17 protein-coding genes are annotated in these 13,541 nt (G+C 67.7%); 9 read left to right on the top strand and 8 right to left on the bottom strand.

The window, feature by feature from the left end:
• Window positions 1–179: 179 nt before the first annotated feature.
• The 3 genes from HNR40_RS08950 (at window position 180) to HNR40_RS08940 (ending at window position 2,270) form a co-directional block, all read left to right on the top strand.
• Window positions 180–1,022, top strand: a complete 843-nt coding sequence (locus HNR40_RS08950; protein ID WP_184959788.1) for an alpha/beta fold hydrolase — start codon at window positions 180–182, stop codon at window positions 1,020–1,022.
• 187 nt (window positions 1,023–1,209) lie between these two features.
• Window positions 1,210–1,452, top strand: coding sequence for a hypothetical protein (locus HNR40_RS08945; RefSeq protein ID WP_184959787.1), 243 nt, complete (start codon window positions 1,210–1,212; stop codon window positions 1,450–1,452).
• Window positions 1,453–1,766: 314 nt separating this feature from the next.
• The gene (locus tag HNR40_RS08940) at window positions 1,767–2,270 is read left to right on the top strand and encodes a DoxX family protein (protein ID WP_184959786.1); all 504 of its coding nucleotides are present in this window, start codon (window positions 1,767–1,769) and stop codon (window positions 2,268–2,270) included.
• Window positions 2,271–2,652: 382 nt separating this feature from the next.
• Here HNR40_RS08940 and HNR40_RS08935 read toward each other — a convergent pair whose 3' ends face one another.
• Complete coding sequence (locus HNR40_RS08935; RefSeq protein ID WP_221340181.1) at window positions 2,653–2,982, bottom strand: Tn3 family transposase; 330 nt, start codon at window positions 2,980–2,982, stop codon at window positions 2,653–2,655.
• A 68-nt stretch (window positions 2,983–3,050) separates the two neighbouring features.
• The gene (locus HNR40_RS08930; RefSeq protein ID WP_312896251.1) at window positions 3,051–4,574 is read right to left on the bottom strand and encodes an MFS transporter; all 1,524 of its coding nucleotides are present in this window, start codon (window positions 4,572–4,574) and stop codon (window positions 3,051–3,053) included.
• 101 nt (window positions 4,575–4,675) lie between these two features.
• Between HNR40_RS08930 and HNR40_RS08925 the strand changes: the two genes are divergently transcribed.
• On the top strand, window positions 4,676–5,269 hold the full coding sequence (locus tag HNR40_RS08925) for a TetR/AcrR family transcriptional regulator (RefSeq protein ID WP_184959785.1): 594 nt from the start codon (window positions 4,676–4,678) through the stop codon (window positions 5,267–5,269).
• 107 nt (window positions 5,270–5,376) lie between these two features.
• On the opposite strand, the gene HNR40_RS08920 is transcribed toward HNR40_RS08925, so the two are convergent.
• A complete protein-coding gene (locus HNR40_RS08920) occupies window positions 5,377–5,595 on the bottom strand; it encodes a tetratricopeptide repeat protein (RefSeq protein WP_184959784.1) in 219 nt (72 codons plus the stop codon).
• 155 nt (window positions 5,596–5,750) lie between these two features.
• On the opposite strand from HNR40_RS08920, the gene HNR40_RS08915 reads away from it, so the two are divergent.
• Entirely contained in the window at window positions 5,751–5,939 is a 189-nt protein-coding gene (locus HNR40_RS08915) for a hypothetical protein (RefSeq protein ID WP_184959783.1), read from the top strand.
• 665 nt (window positions 5,940–6,604) lie between these two features.
• Here HNR40_RS08915 and HNR40_RS08910 read toward each other — a convergent pair.
• On the bottom strand, window positions 6,605–6,850 hold the full coding sequence (locus HNR40_RS08910) for a GNAT family N-acetyltransferase (RefSeq protein WP_376773462.1): 246 nt from the start codon (window positions 6,848–6,850) through the stop codon (window positions 6,605–6,607).
• Between the two features lie 101 nt (window positions 6,851–6,951).
• On the opposite strand from HNR40_RS08910, the gene HNR40_RS08905 reads away from it, so the two are divergent.
• Together HNR40_RS08905 and HNR40_RS08900 are read left to right on the top strand one after the other, a co-directional pair.
• Window positions 6,952–7,899: a sulfotransferase domain-containing protein gene (locus HNR40_RS08905; protein WP_184959782.1), complete on the top strand. Its 948-nt coding sequence runs from the start codon at window positions 6,952–6,954 to the stop codon at window positions 7,897–7,899.
• A 263-nt stretch (window positions 7,900–8,162) separates the two neighbouring features.
• On the top strand, window positions 8,163–8,408 hold the full coding sequence (locus tag HNR40_RS08900; protein ID WP_221340180.1) for a Mu transposase domain-containing protein: 246 nt from the start codon (window positions 8,163–8,165) through the stop codon (window positions 8,406–8,408).
• 81 nt (window positions 8,409–8,489) lie between these two features.
• Here the strand turns inward: HNR40_RS08900 and HNR40_RS08895 are convergent, their stop codons facing one another.
• Together HNR40_RS08895 and HNR40_RS08890 are read right to left on the bottom strand one after the other, a co-directional pair.
• Window positions 8,490–10,061: an FAD-dependent monooxygenase gene (locus HNR40_RS08895; RefSeq protein ID WP_184959781.1), complete on the bottom strand. Its 1,572-nt coding sequence runs from the start codon at window positions 10,059–10,061 to the stop codon at window positions 8,490–8,492.
• Window positions 10,058–10,690 (bottom strand): PadR family transcriptional regulator, encoded by a 633-nt coding sequence (locus HNR40_RS08890; protein ID WP_184959780.1) that lies wholly within the window; start codon window positions 10,688–10,690, stop codon window positions 10,058–10,060. The genes HNR40_RS08895 and HNR40_RS08890 overlap by 4 nt, the downstream gene beginning before the upstream one ends.
• Before the next feature lie 24 nt (window positions 10,691–10,714).
• Here HNR40_RS08890 and HNR40_RS08885 point away from each other — a divergent pair, with 24 nt between their 5' ends.
• Window positions 10,715–11,101 carry a hypothetical protein gene (locus HNR40_RS08885; RefSeq protein ID WP_184959779.1) on the top strand — a complete coding sequence of 129 codons (387 nt, stop codon included), beginning with the start codon at window positions 10,715–10,717 and terminating at the stop codon, window positions 11,099–11,101.
• A gap of 536 nt (window positions 11,102–11,637) precedes the next feature.
• Here the strand turns inward: HNR40_RS08885 and HNR40_RS08880 are convergent.
• Entirely contained in the window at window positions 11,638–12,018 is a 381-nt protein-coding gene (locus HNR40_RS08880) for a hypothetical protein (protein WP_184959778.1), read from the bottom strand.
• Between the two features lie 475 nt (window positions 12,019–12,493).
• On the opposite strand from HNR40_RS08880, the gene HNR40_RS08875 reads away from it, so the two are divergent.
• A complete protein-coding gene (locus HNR40_RS08875; RefSeq protein WP_184959777.1) occupies window positions 12,494–12,688 on the top strand; it encodes a hypothetical protein in 195 nt (64 codons plus the stop codon).
• A gap of 130 nt (window positions 12,689–12,818) precedes the next feature.
• On the opposite strand, the gene HNR40_RS08870 is transcribed toward HNR40_RS08875, so the two are convergent.
• The gene (locus HNR40_RS08870; RefSeq protein ID WP_184959776.1) at window positions 12,819–13,352 is read right to left on the bottom strand and encodes an RICIN domain-containing protein; all 534 of its coding nucleotides are present in this window, start codon (window positions 13,350–13,352) and stop codon (window positions 12,819–12,821) included.
• Window positions 13,353–13,541 lie beyond the last annotated feature (189 nt).

Below are 13,541 nucleotides of genomic sequence, written 5' to 3'. Positions count from 1 at the left end.
CACCAGGCTCGTGCCTGGAGGCTTGGCGGGCGCCTCGATATCCAGCCGCCAGAAGTGATCCTCTATGTCGCCGCAGCCGTACTGGTTCAGGGTCTGCAACATCTGCAAGCGTCGAGCTCCGCTCGTACGGGTGCGTAACCCCCTGGAGTCAATCAAGATTGACGTCAAAGGTGACGTCAATGTACGTTGACGGCATGAATGTTGATGGCAGCGACATCGGCGGCCGCGCCTCGAGGACTGTGTTGGTCGACATCGACGAGCGCAAACTATGCGCGCAGGTCCGAGGCCGCAGCACCACCCTGGTTCTCGACTGCGGCGGCGCGGGACAGGGCGTTGGCGGCGCTTGGGGAACGGAACTGGAAGCCAAGCTGGCCGAACTGACCACCCTGGTCACCTACGACCGGGCCGGCGCCGGCCGGTCCGACGGCCCGCAAGCACGCACCGTCGCCGATATGACCGACGATCTGCACCGGCTCCTGCGCAGCCTTGGTCTTCCGCTGCCGGCTGTGTTCGCCGGATGGTCCTACGGGGGACTGGTCATCCAGCTCTACGCGCTGCGCTACCCCGACGACATAGCAGGGCTGGTCTTCGTAGACCCCACCGTCAGCCAGACGCCACCCGGTTCAGCACTGGTGCGCACGACGTCGTTCACCCTCGCCTCGAAACTGCTCCGCCTGCGCGCGCTCGTGCCCTCCAAGACCTCCCGGTCCATCCGTGAACTCGCCGGCACCCTGGCGGCCATGCCACACCACATGCGCGAGGTCGCCGATGCACTGGACCAGCGCACCCTGCCGCCCGTGCCCATCCGAGTGATCACCGCCGGCAAACGCCCCCGAATGCCCCAGACCCAGCTTGCGCACCTGAACGCCAACCATCACCGGCTGGCCACCCAATCTCCCCAAGGACGCCTCATCATCGCCGAACGCGCCACCCACCAGATCCCCCACGATCAACCCGAGATCATCATCCAGACAGTCGAGGACGTTCTGCGACAACTCGACGCCCCGCAGGCAGGGCACTGAACTCAGTCGGCAACCATGACACCAGCCTGGGAACGATCAACGTCGCGTGGGGAAGCGGTCTTCTTGTGGCATGTTCCACACCAGCTCACGCGCACTGGTGAACACCCCGACAGCGGAGCTTGACTCGCCAACTCCAAACCGACACCTGGCTGCAGCCCCTCGACCACTACGGCCGGTGAGCTGGCTGATGATTCTCAACCCCCGTGAAGGTCAATTCACCCGGGCGTCACTCGATGACGTTGCAGACCTGGCGCAGCAGGAACGAGACCCCGTCCCATCCGGCGTAGACGGGCTGGCGTACCAGTCGCGGCCCGCGGCGGTCGGCGGCGGCGACCTCGCCGGGAGCGACCGGCTCTTCCGGTCAGGCCAGCCGCGCGGCCGGCGCGCCGAGTTCGGCGCCGGCCAGGACTCGGCGGCCGCCAAGGTGTAGTCCTCTGCCGCAGGTCAGCGCTCCGACCGCACCCGTCCGGTAGAAGGACTTTTGGCCACGTCTCCGCTGTCATCGCAATGAGATGAGCGCAGCCGGATTCGGGCGAACTACTCCCCGCGGAGTACGGGTCCCGTGCGCTCCGACGTGGCCGACGGCCCCCCTTGGGGGAATCCCTTACGCCGAAAGGCTGGTACGGGCCGGCCCATCGTACGCGCGACGGAGTAGCCCAAATGCGTCCGCCGGCCTGACGTTCTCCGGCGACGTTTTCGCGAGTCTGAACCCAGACGAAAACGGCATCCACCCAGGAGTGCGAAATGACCGGAACCATCGAGAACATGATCGTCAAACTGACCGGCTGGCTGTCCCGCCACAGCATCGACGTGCTGCGCGTCAGCCTCGGCCTGGTCTTCGTGGCCTTCGGGACGCTCAAGTACTTCCCAGGAGTCAGTCCGGCGGAGGCCTTGTCGGTGGCCACACTGGAGAAGCTGTCCCTGGGAACGGTGTCGGGCTACGCGGCACAGTTCGTGATCGCCAGCATGGAGGTCTTCATCGGTCTCACGCTGGTCACCGGCAAGCTGCTGAAGACCGGGCTGGTCGTGATGACCGGTGCGATGGCCGGGTTCTTCGCACCGTACGTCCTGTTCTTCACGGACCTGTTCCCCGGCGCGCCGACGCTGGAGGCGCAGTACATCTTCAAGGACATCGTCCTGGCCGCCGCCGCCATGGTGATCGGCGCCCGGGCGTTGGGCGCCCGCCTGATTCCGGCGTACGAGCGCCAGGCGCCGGTCCATGAGATCCGCGAGCGGGTGGCGGCCTAGGGTCGCCGGCGATGCGCCTGGCCGGACGCATCACGGAAACCGGCATCGCCGCCGACCGGTTCCAGGCCCAGTATTCACGCATCAGACCCGCCTCCTAAGGGCTGGCGCTCGGACCACGACCGTGCCGCTGGACAGAGCAAAGCCCGTGGACGATGCCCGAACGGTCAATGGCGTAACCCGGCAGTCTCACCGGATGCGCCACTGGCCGTTCCCTTGCGCGAGGCCAGGGTTTACACCCCTCCTCCTCTCCTGGTGGTTGCCTACTCCTCGGGCTCGCGCGAGTCCGCAGCGGGCGGCGGGGCCGCGCTGCCCAGCGCCAGCCGCTTGGCCACATCCGGGCGCACCTCGCCGTACGGCAGGACATGTTGCCAAAACAGCGGGGTCAGGCCTCGGTGGTGAGCTTGTCGGCCCAGGCGGCTTCGGCCAGGACGTCCTGGAGCATCAGGGTGTTGATGTAGACCAGCGCCGCCTGCGGGATGCGCAGGCACAAGACGGTCATCTCCAACTCCTCGCGCCGGTTGGTGGCGATGTCAGCGCCCTTGCCGGAGAAGATCACCGTAAAGGACTCCACCACGTTCAGGTCCTCGTGGATCTCCCGCTGCGGCTCACGCAGCCGTAGGTAACGTGCCACAAAGATCGTTTTCTGGGCGCGGCCGACCTCCAGCATTGCCTGGTAGGTGGGGTGGGAGGCCGACTCGGTGAACCGGCGCAAGATCGCCTCGGTGGAGCGGTCTTCTGCTTGATCGCGTGCTTCCTGTACGGCCGGGCGGTCTGATGGGGTTAGTTGGCGGGGGTTCTGGGGATGTGGCGCAGGGTTGCGACTGCCAGGATTGCGGCGCTTGCCGCGATGACTGTGGCGATGACGGCTGCCGTGTTCAGGCCGCTGGTGAACGCTTCGCGGGCTGGTGTCAGGAGTGCGGTGCTCAGCTCGGGGGACAGGGTTTTGGCGGCGGGGACGGCGCTGTCGAGGCTTTCGCGGGCGGCGGCTGCTGTCCTTTCGGGGAGCCCTGTGGGCAGGGTGGTGGCGATGTCGGTTCGGTAGATGGCGGCGGCGATGCTGCCGATGACGGCGATGCCCAGGGAGATGCCCAGGTCGCTGCAGGTGGTGGCGAGTCCGGAGGCGGCGCCTGCCTTGTGCGGGGGCACGGAGGCGACGACCAGGTTGGTGGTCAGGGCCATGGACGGAGCGACCGCGGGGTAGAGGATGAAGAAGCCGGCTGCCAGTAGCGGCAGGCCGCCTACCGCGTTGACCTGGGTGAGCATGACGTAGCCGATGACCTGGGTGGTCAGGCCTGCCGCGATCAGGTGGCCGGGGGGCACCCGCCGTACCAGGGCAGGGGTGAGGGTGGAGACGATCACCAGTAGAGCCGCGCCCGGGAGTACCCACAGGCCCGCCCGCAGGGGGGAGAGGCCCTCTACTAGCTGGAGGTATTGGGTGAACAGCAGGTACACGCCGCCCAGTGCGGTCGCGGCCAGGAGGAAGACGCCCAAGGCGCCGGCGATGGTGCGGTTGCCGAACAGGCGAATGTCCAGGAGGGGTTCGTGCAGGCGTAGCTGGCGGCGTACGAACCAGGTGCCGAAAGCCGCTCCGATCGCGATGGCTGTCAGTGCGAGGGGCGCGTTCTTGGGGAGTTCCTTCACGCCGTAGACGATCGGGAGCAGGGTCGCCAGTGATAGTGCCACGCTGGCCAGGTCGATGCGGCCGGCGGCGGGGTTGCGGTGGTCGGGCAGGAGGAGGGCGCCGATCGCTACGACCGCCATGATCGGTACGGCGATCAGGAAGACGGCCCGCCAGGAGAAGGCTTCCAGGAGCACGCCGCCGAGTACGGGTCCCAGGCCGGTGCCGACCGAGATGGCGCCGGACCAGATGCCCACGGCGATGGCGCGCTGGCGGGCGTCGGCGAAGGTGGCGAAGACCAGGCCCAGGGTGGCGGGCATCTGGGTGGCCGCGGCGATTCCGAGTACGGCTCGCCACACGATCATCATGGCCGGGTCGGAGGTGTTGGCGGCGATCAGGGAGACGACGGCGAACACCGCCGCGCCTGCCATGAGCAGTCGTCGGTGGCCGATGCGGTCGCCCAGGGTGCCCATGGTGATCAGCAGTCCGGCCATCAGGAATCCGTAGATGTCGATGATCCACAGCGTCTGGGTGCTGCTCGGCCGTAGGTCCGCGGCCATATGCGGGATCGCCAGGAACAAGATCGTGAGCATCATGAACAGCAACATGGCCGGCAGGACCAGTACCACCAGGCCGAGCCACTGCCTGAGGCCGGCGCGTTGGCCGGCGGGCGTCTGCGTGGACACAGGGACGTCCCTTCATTGTCGGAGTGGGATACCCCCTTGAGGTATCGTCGGCACGGTAGCATAACTCGTATGCAGCACTACGAATTCCTGGAGTTGGGGACATGGCCGTAGAAGAGCGCCCCAAAGGCGGCCTCCGCGCCGACGCCCGACGCAACCGCGCCGCGATCGTGGCCGCCACCATCGAGACGCTGCGCCGTACGCCCGAGGCGTCGATGATCGACATCGCGGCGGCGGCGCGGGTGGGCAGGATGACCCTCTACGGGCACTTCCCCACGCGGGCCGAGCTGCTGGAGGCCGCTCTGACCCACGCGCTGGAGCGAGGGGAACAGACGCTGGGGGCGCTGGAGCCGGAGGGTGATCCGCGGGCCGCGCTGGTCCAGCTCGTCGAGAGCAGCTGGCAGCTCGTGGACGACTCGCGTGCGCTGCTGGTCGCGGCGCAGAAGGAGCTGGCGCCTGCCCGGATTCGCGAGCTGCACGTGAGGTCAGAAGCTCGGGTACGCGAGCTGCTCGGGCGGGGGCAGCGGGAGGGGGTGTTCCGCGCCGATCTGCCGGTGAGCTGGCTGCTGACGGTCACCCACCTGGTCATGCACGGCGCCGCCGACGAGATCGCGGCCGGGCGACTGGACCCGGGCGACGCCTCACGGGTCATCAGGGAGACCCTGCTGGGCGCCTTCACCACCGGAAACGCCGCATAGAAGTCAAAGGCCGTTCAGCGCCCTGCAAGGAGCCGGGGTTAACGTGCCCGCGTGATCGATCCCGTGCGTCCAGCCGTGATGCGCTGACCCGTTGAGACCGTCATCGTCTACTGAAGCCTCCGAGCCTCAGCCTGATCACTCCAGAAGGCGAGGTTGGCGCGGACGGCCGGCGTCTCGGGGTGCTCAGGACCGAGGACGCGCTCGCTGATGGGCAGCATCTCGGCGTACATGGCACCAGCGGCCACCGCGTCCCCCATCCAGTAGGCGAGGTTGGCGCGGTTGGTCAGCGTGTCGGCCGAGTCGGCGGCGTCCGGCGGGCCGATCAAGTCGCCCAGCGACCGGATCGAGGCCGGGCGAGGCGTCCAACCGTAGCGGGGTGACGCCCAGCTGCCGCCAGCCGACGTCACGCCGGGTGGTGATCAGCACATGACCGCTCGTCAACCTGGCCAGGTACGGCTCGACGTGCGCCGCCTCTTCGACGTTGTCGAACACCACCAGCCAGCCGGTACGGCCGGCCAGCCAGGTGATCGCCCAGGCGGCTGCCTCCTCCGGCGAGGCCTGCCCGGCCGCCACCGAGTCGCTGCCCGCCACCAGCGCCCGCGCCAAGGCGGCCAGACCGGCCTGGATCTGCGCCGGGCTGTCAGCGTCGATCCACCACACCAGCGCGTAATCCGGACGGCGGGCGAAGCCGTACTGCAACGCCAGCTCACTCTTGCCGATCCCGCCCAGCCCGACCACCGCCTGACAGATCACCCCCGCTCCGGCACCGGCCTCCAACGTGGTCGCCAGTTCCTGCCATGCCCCCTCGCGTCCGGCGAACCAGGGTGTGGGACGGCGCGGCAATCCAAGCAGCCCGGCGGGCGCCTCGATCTGGGCCGGCGCAGGCAGGGGCGGCCGCCGCGTGGAGGTCGCCGGTGACGATGGTGCCCGAGTTGTCCCGCGCCACGGCCGATCGCGGCCCGCTCGCCTCCACCCGCGCACCCACGGGCAGAAGCGGCATCATCGTGGACACCCACAACCGCCACGATGGCCAAGCCCGCCACCCCGGGGCAACCCATTCCGCCGAATCCGGATCAGGCAGACGTTCAGGCGAAACACATCGGTCGCAGGCACCACAGGATGCTGGTTCTTTACGGCGCCCCGGGTGGCGTCGCGGTCCAGGAAGGTCGACCGCCTCGGCCGTAATCTGCCGGAAGGACTGATCGTCCTCAACGAGCTGTTCCAGCGCGGCGTCGCGGTCAAGGTGCTGGAGGGCGAACACACCGGACGCTCCCTGGTCCTGATCCTGGACCTGGTCTTGGCCCACCTACGCCGCCGCGGTCAGCCGGCGGCCAGTCAGGACAGATCAACATCCAGCATCGAGTACATGATCATGTCTCGGCGTTCCTCACCCAGCTGCTGCCAACCGCGCAGCAGGCCCTCGCGCCGGAAACCCACACGCTCAGCCGTCCGCCGTGACGCGGCATTCCATGGCTCGACAAACAGCTGAAGACGGGGAATGTGCAGGTCACCAAGGGCCCATACAGCGACCACTCGAAGGGCTTGCGCGGCAACCCCGCGGCCACGAGCCGAGCCGACCACCCAATAGCCCCCGCGACGCGCGACCCTCGCTTGAATGGCCCCGCTCGGGCGGCTTGATCTGACGGTTGACGGCCCGATCTGGCTGCTGCCACTCTCCCCGCATGGGCTTGGGGGAACGCGTTCGCTACCAGACCTCCTTTACGGACTCGGCCCGCTGGGATGGGTTCGTCTTCCGTCCCGGCGACATCGTGATCAGCACCCCGGCCAAGTGCGGCACGACCTGGCTGCAGATGATCTGCGCCCTGGAAATCTTCAAGAGCACGACCTTCGACCGGCCGCTCGACCAGATCTCGCCGTGGCTGGACGTCCTGCTGCGCCCGCTCACCGGAGTACTGGCCGACCTCGAGGCACAGACGCACCGGCGGATCATCAAGACCCATACGCCCCTCGACGGATTGCCCCTCGACGACCGGGTCACCTACCTCTGCGCAAGCCGGGACCCCCGGGACGTGGCCGTGTCCCTGGACAACCATGCCGGCAACACCGACCGCGCCGTGTCCCTCGCCTTGCGGAAGGACGCCGTCGGCGCCGCGGCCCTTGACGAGTTGCTGGCCGCCGCTCCGTCCCCGCCGAGCGGGACCACGCGCGAGCGCTTCTGGTCCTGGGTCAATCCGGCCGCGCCCGGCAAGGCCGTGTCCGACCTGGAGATCATGCTTCACCATCTACACACGTTCTGGCAGGTCCGCGACCAGCCGAACATCGTGCTGCTGCGCTACGAGGACCTCCTCGACGACCTCCAAGGGCAGATGCACCACATAGCAGCCCGGCTCGGCATCGCCATCACCGAGACAGCCTGGCCGGACCTGGTCCAGGCCGCCACGTTCACGGTCATGAAAGGCCGAGCCGTCGAACTCGCGCCCGAAGCCAGCCACCACGGCTTCTATCACGACCACAGCCAGTTCTTCCACAACGGAACAACAGGCCAATGGCGGCAGATCCTCAGCGAGGAAGAGCTTCCCCGGTACGCCGCCCGAGTCGCCGAATGCGCACCCGCGGACCTCACCGCCTGGATCCATCGGCCCGCCCTGCCGGCGGCAGGCAACCCCTAGGAACGCGGCGCACGAGTGAAGCCGCACCGGAGCTGACCGCGAAACTGGCGGCGGACGGCATCGCGCCCCCGCAGCCAGTGATCCCGTACGACGAGTGCCGGCACAGCCTGCGCCCGACCCGCGGCGACCCCCTGGCCGACTCCTTCGCCGAACCGCCCTGGTGACGGAAGCCTCAACGCACCGACGAGACATACCTCCAGCAGCTGCTGTCGAGCGCGTTCTCGGCGCCGTGGTCGCGGAGCATGCGCAACAGCCGGCCAGGCATGGGTGTTCTGCGGACCGAACGGTTCGAGACGGCACGGCTGTTCACCCCACGGGTGGACCGCTACAGCGTGATCGTGGTGCGCACCAACCGCTACTCGGTGCCCGCCTGGCCGATCGGGCAGACGGCGCGGGTGCTGCTGCGCGCCTCGCATCTGGTGGTCTACCGCAAGGGGCAGGAGGTGGCCCGGCACGAGCGGCTGATCGCCGAGGGCGGCGGGGATCGACGCTGTGGATGCCCGCGATGACGTGCGGGAGACTGGCGGCGGACAGGGTCGAGTCCGCCGAAGACTCGACCGGCGGATCCGTCCCGGCCGAGTTCGTGCTCGCTATGACTGGCCGAGGATCGTGGCGAGGGCATCGCGGAGGGCGCGGGCCGGGTCGGTGGTGCCGGGCTCGGCGCGCCAGGCCACGTAGCCGTCCGGCCGAACCAGCACCGCGCCGTCGGTTCCCAGGTCGTACCGGTGGGCGAACTCCGACTCGACGTCCACCAGCTCCACGTTCTCGCCCGCCGTACCGATGCGGTACACCTCGACGTTGTCCGCGGCCTCCAGCCAGGCCTTGCCGTCTGCGCCGGTGAGCAGCACGAACGAGTGGGCGAACAGGTCGTGCACCGCGATGCGCTCGCCGTCCCGCTCCAGCCACAGGTGCGGTGCCCGCGTACCGGGCTGGCCGTGCAGGTCGAGGACGTCGCCGAACACGGTGCCGTACGGCGCGCCGAGCACCGCCGGCGAGGTGTAGCGCTGGCCGAGCGCCCAGTGGAGGTCGTCGATCTCATCATGCTCCGGGTTGTGGCCGGAGCGCCTGGCCTGCCGCAGTTCGGTGAGTTCGGCAAGGGTCTGGGCGATCGGCCGGCGTTCGGGCTCGTAGCTGTCCAGCAGGGCGGGCGCGGCCGAGCCGTTCAGCACCGCGGCGAGCTTCCAGGCGAGGTTGTGACCATCCTGGACGCCGGTGTTGGCGCCAATGCCACCGGCAGGCGACCAGGTGTGCGCGGCATCGCCGGCGAGGAAGACACGCCCCTGCCGGAACGTCTCGGCGACCGACACTTCCTGCGTCCACGGGGTCACGTCCTGCACGACGACGGGGATGTCGTCGCGGCCGAGGGCGCCGTGGATGATCTCGGCGCAGCGCTCCGCGGTGAAGTCGCCAGGCGACTGCGTGGCCGGGTCGTAGCCGATGCTGAGCCCCCAGCGGCCGTGCTTGGCGGTCGTGGCGAGAAGGGTGACGCCGATCTTCTCGTTCACGATGAGCCACAGGATCGCGCGCCGCTCGATGATCTGGTCGAGGTCGGCCTTGAAGATGACGCTGACGAAGTTCAGCGTCTGCCCTTGGAGAGGCTTGGCGATATCGAGCTGTTCCCGGATCGGGCTCCGCCGCCCGTCGGCTGCCACCATGTAGTCGGCGCGGAGTGTCCTTGTTTCGTTGGTCTTCCGGTCCCGGATCGTGGCGGTGACGCCGTCGTCGTCCTGCTCGAAGGCGGTCAGCTCGGTCTCGAAGCGCTGCTCGGCGCCGTTGTGCCGAGCGGCCTCGATGAGGACCGGCTCGACGGCGTTCTGGTCGGCCAGGTTGAACGTTCCGGCCGTGTGCTCGGGCCACGCACGCGGCAGCTCCGGCGGGAACAGCCAGTGCCACTCACCGGCCACGGTCTCACAGCGCACGCCGCCGGCATCGTCTGCGAACGGCGTGCCCGCCTCGTTCACGGCGTCGGCGACTCCGAAGGCGCGGTAGATCTCCATCGTGCGTGGGTTGATGCCCCGCGCTCTGCCCTGCAGCGTGACCTCGGGGTGCTTGTCGACGAGCAGATGGCGTACGCCGTGCTGGGACAAGAACATCGAGGTGGCCAGGCCGACGAGGCCGCCCCCGACGATGAGAACTGGTACGTGCTCGTGGGCGGTGGTCATGTCTCGGGCCCCTCCCGATCGTCGATTTGGTAGTTGTATTTGGCCGCGATTTCCATCAGCCACTGGTCGTTCCAGCTGATGCGCTTGGTACGTAGGTCGTCGAGCACGGACCCGAGCCAGTCGAGTTCGGTCCTGACGCTCGCGCGGCGGAGCTCCTCTTCGAGCATGAAGACGCGTGGAACGTCGCCGGCCTGCTGGAACACCGCGTCGAGCGCGTCGAGTTCTGTTTGCAGGCGTTCGGCGCGTTGGGTCAACTCCTGTTGGACTTCTTCAGGAGTGAGTACGGTGAGGAAGGAGACGCCGACGAGGAATTCCGGGAACTCGTCGCCGGTCTCGGTGAGCATCTCCTTCAGCCAGTGGCCGGTGGTCTCGCGGCCCTGCTTGGTGATCTCGTAGACCCTGCGTTCGGGCCGCTTGTCGACGCTGCCGCTTTCGCGAACGGCGATGAGCCCGAGTCGTTGCAGCCGATCGATGGCCTGGTAGATGCTCGCCCGGCCGCGAACGTTGACGAGCCGATCCTTGCCGCGGGCCTTGATGAGCGCGTGGATGCGGTAGGCGTGCATCGGCTCCTCGTGGAGTGCCACCAAGACGACCAACCCGAGCGCTGAGCGTCGTTCCGTCGCTTTCATAGTCATGACATTACTAGTTAGATTATGACTAATCAACTCAGATCCCGGGTGTGCGCGCATTTCAAGGAGATCTCGCGGGACTGGCACGAGTGGTTCCTGTCCACCGGGCGGTTCCCCACGGCCGGGCAGCGGCAGCGGGTCAGGGCCGCCGACTATCCCCGTCTCGGGGCCGCCGCGTGGCCGGCATGTGATCGGCGGCGTCTGTGGGACATCACCACGATCGCCGCCATCAACATCGAGGCCGACGACGACCTGGACGCCAATCGGCCCGGCTACGGTGACGCCGATCAGCGCCGGGTGTTGCTGGCAGGCATGTTCGCCGACTGCGACACGGGCTTCGGCGAGCGGGTCGAGCAGGCGGAACCGCGCTGGGGGCCGCTGTTTGGGCAGGTGTTGGTTGTGCGCAGATGAACCCAGTGCTCGGCGGGGTTGTCGAGCAACTGGTCGAGGTCGTCGGTGATCTTCGCTGTGGCCTTGGGGAACTCCCTCCATAGGCGGCTGGCCGGTCACACCTCCATCGTCCCGATCAGCCGGTTAACGGTCTGGGCTGTGTCGTCTACTGGCAGACCGGCAAGCTGCCGGTGCGGCCGCTCGCCAGCCGCCTCCGGGTGGCGCTGGCGACGGTCCATCGTGTGGTCACCTCCAACAGGGACGCCGACAACATCCCGGGCCGACGGCGGCCGCGGCGATGCTGAGGGTGAGAGCAGGGACGATCGGCAGACCGTAGGCAGTTCCGCGCGGTGAGCCCGAGAGGCTGTCTCCACTCGAGCCCCCGCTGCCCTGCCGCACCTGCTCGACGCGGGAGGTACCAATGCGCCGCTCAGCGCTGGTGGCTCAGTGCTGAGCCACCAGCGCGCTCATGCCGCCGGTTCACTCCGCTGCTCCTCGTGCCCCGGTGCTAGCCGACCGGGCACGAGTCGCTCAGTCGAGGGTCAGAAACCTCCCTGCTAGGAGATGGAAGCCTCAACGGTGACCGTTCCGCCGCCGGTCAGGCTCATCTCCATCGAGGCGCTGATGGAGCATTTGAACGCCGAGGTGACCGCGGCGGCCTGGTTGACGCGCACGATCACGGGATCGCCCTCGCGCAGTGCGCGGGCGACCACGGCGAAGGTGGACCGAGCGCGCTCCAGCTTGATCCGCAGCAGCCCGCCCTGCTGGGCGGGGTTGAGCTTGAACAGCCGGGCGAGCAGGAGCCGGGGATCACGGTCGAGTTCGGCAGCCACCTGCCAGGCCAGTTCGTCGTCCGCGCAGATCTGGTCCACGATGCGCTGCGCGTCCTCGGTGGTGAGCGGAGTGGACAGGGGCATCTTCGTGAGTGTCTCGGTCATGTTCATCTTCCTGTCGAGGAGTTGACACCCCCTTCTTCGGCCGTGGACCACCCCCTGGATGACACCAGCACCGTTCATCGGCCCGCGCCTGCCTCACCTCTCTACAGGGATCCGCCTCAGCTGAGTCGATGGTGGCCAGCGCGTGGAAGCCGTCGAGCTTGGGCTCGTAGGCCCACCGGTCGGGCTTGCCCGCAGGCAGGTGATCCACGGTCCTTGCCAGCATCGGCTCGGTCGGGCCGCGAAGCCGCGTTCGAGCGTGTCGCTGCTGGTGAGGAGGGGTGGCCATGGCCGGTTTCTGTCGACCAGCCCATGGAGACAAAACCCTCATTCGGCATGAATAGGCTCAATATGAGCAAAAGGCTCAGCGTTGTCGCCGCCGACCCGCCGATGGGATTGGCGCTCGAAACTTGATCTTCGTTTCGGTTCAGTGACGAGGACTGTTTGCCCTGGTGGATGGGGCTTACGGTTCTGGCTCATGCCATTCGAATTTCTCTCCGATGAGCAGGTAGCCCGCTACGGCCGCTTCCCTGAGGAGCCGACGGCGTTGGAGTTGGAGCAGTTCTTCCGGCTGGACGCGCTGGCCGACAAACGCCGCCCGGCCCTCGCCACGGTCGCCCCCAGGTGGCCGGCAGGATCCGGACACCAGCGTGCTCGCCAAGATGATCGCTGATCTGGAAGCCCAGTTGATCGAGTCACCGGCCGGTTGACCATAACGGCTGCCATCCACGCCTTGGAGTTACCCGGGGACGATCCTTCCAAGGAGTCGCAATGCCCCGGCGGGCGCCCCCTACGTCCCTCGCTCACAAGCCGGCGCGGTCATCGGAATGCCAAACCTGGTTGCCACGGGTGGTGTCGCCGCACGTGTACTGGGCAATTCGAGCGCCGTGGGCTGTGGAGCCACCGTCCACGCCGATGCATCGTCCTGTCTTGGCGTTCCGGAACGTTACTTTCCCGGTTCCGGAAAGAGTACCGATAGGGATCCATCGCGCATCGCTTCGGCTGCAGGGAACCAGTACGAGTTGCGCATCGTTGGCGAACGAGCCGTCTTTCACACCCACGCAGTTTCCGCTGCCATTGTTCGCGTGCAACAGAATAGCGTTGGTGGTGGTAGCGAGAAACTTGTAGTCCTGGTTTCCCCCTCCAACACACCGGAACAGCCTGATCTCGGCGCCAGCCGCGTTCGAACCACCGCTGACACCCATGCACATTCCCGTGTCATTGTCATTGCGCAGCGGCGCGTGAGTGCTGAAGCCGGCCTGGGCCGGCGCGGCGAGGGCGACTGTGCTGGCGAGGCCAGCCATGACCAGGGCGGCGACACGGCGGAGAACAAGCATCTGTGACATTGAAAGTCCTCTGCGTTTCAGAGCCAGTCGGTGCTGGCGTCACGTGTTGAGACGGCCCGTTGTCGGGCGCGAGAGAAGTACACCGCGGTCCGGCGGATGACTGTATGTCCTTATACACAGCGCGGCTGTGGCGTTTGACCGAAGCCGATTCGGGTGCGACACCGGACACCCCAGGCGAGC

The organism is Nonomuraea endophytica, assembly GCF_014203235.1.
GTDB classification, from domain to species: Bacteria; Actinomycetota; Actinomycetes; order Streptosporangiales; family Streptosporangiaceae; genus Nonomuraea; species Nonomuraea endophytica.
Note: the sequence above shows the minus strand (reverse complement) of the source record. Positions and strands in the feature narration are given on the sequence as shown.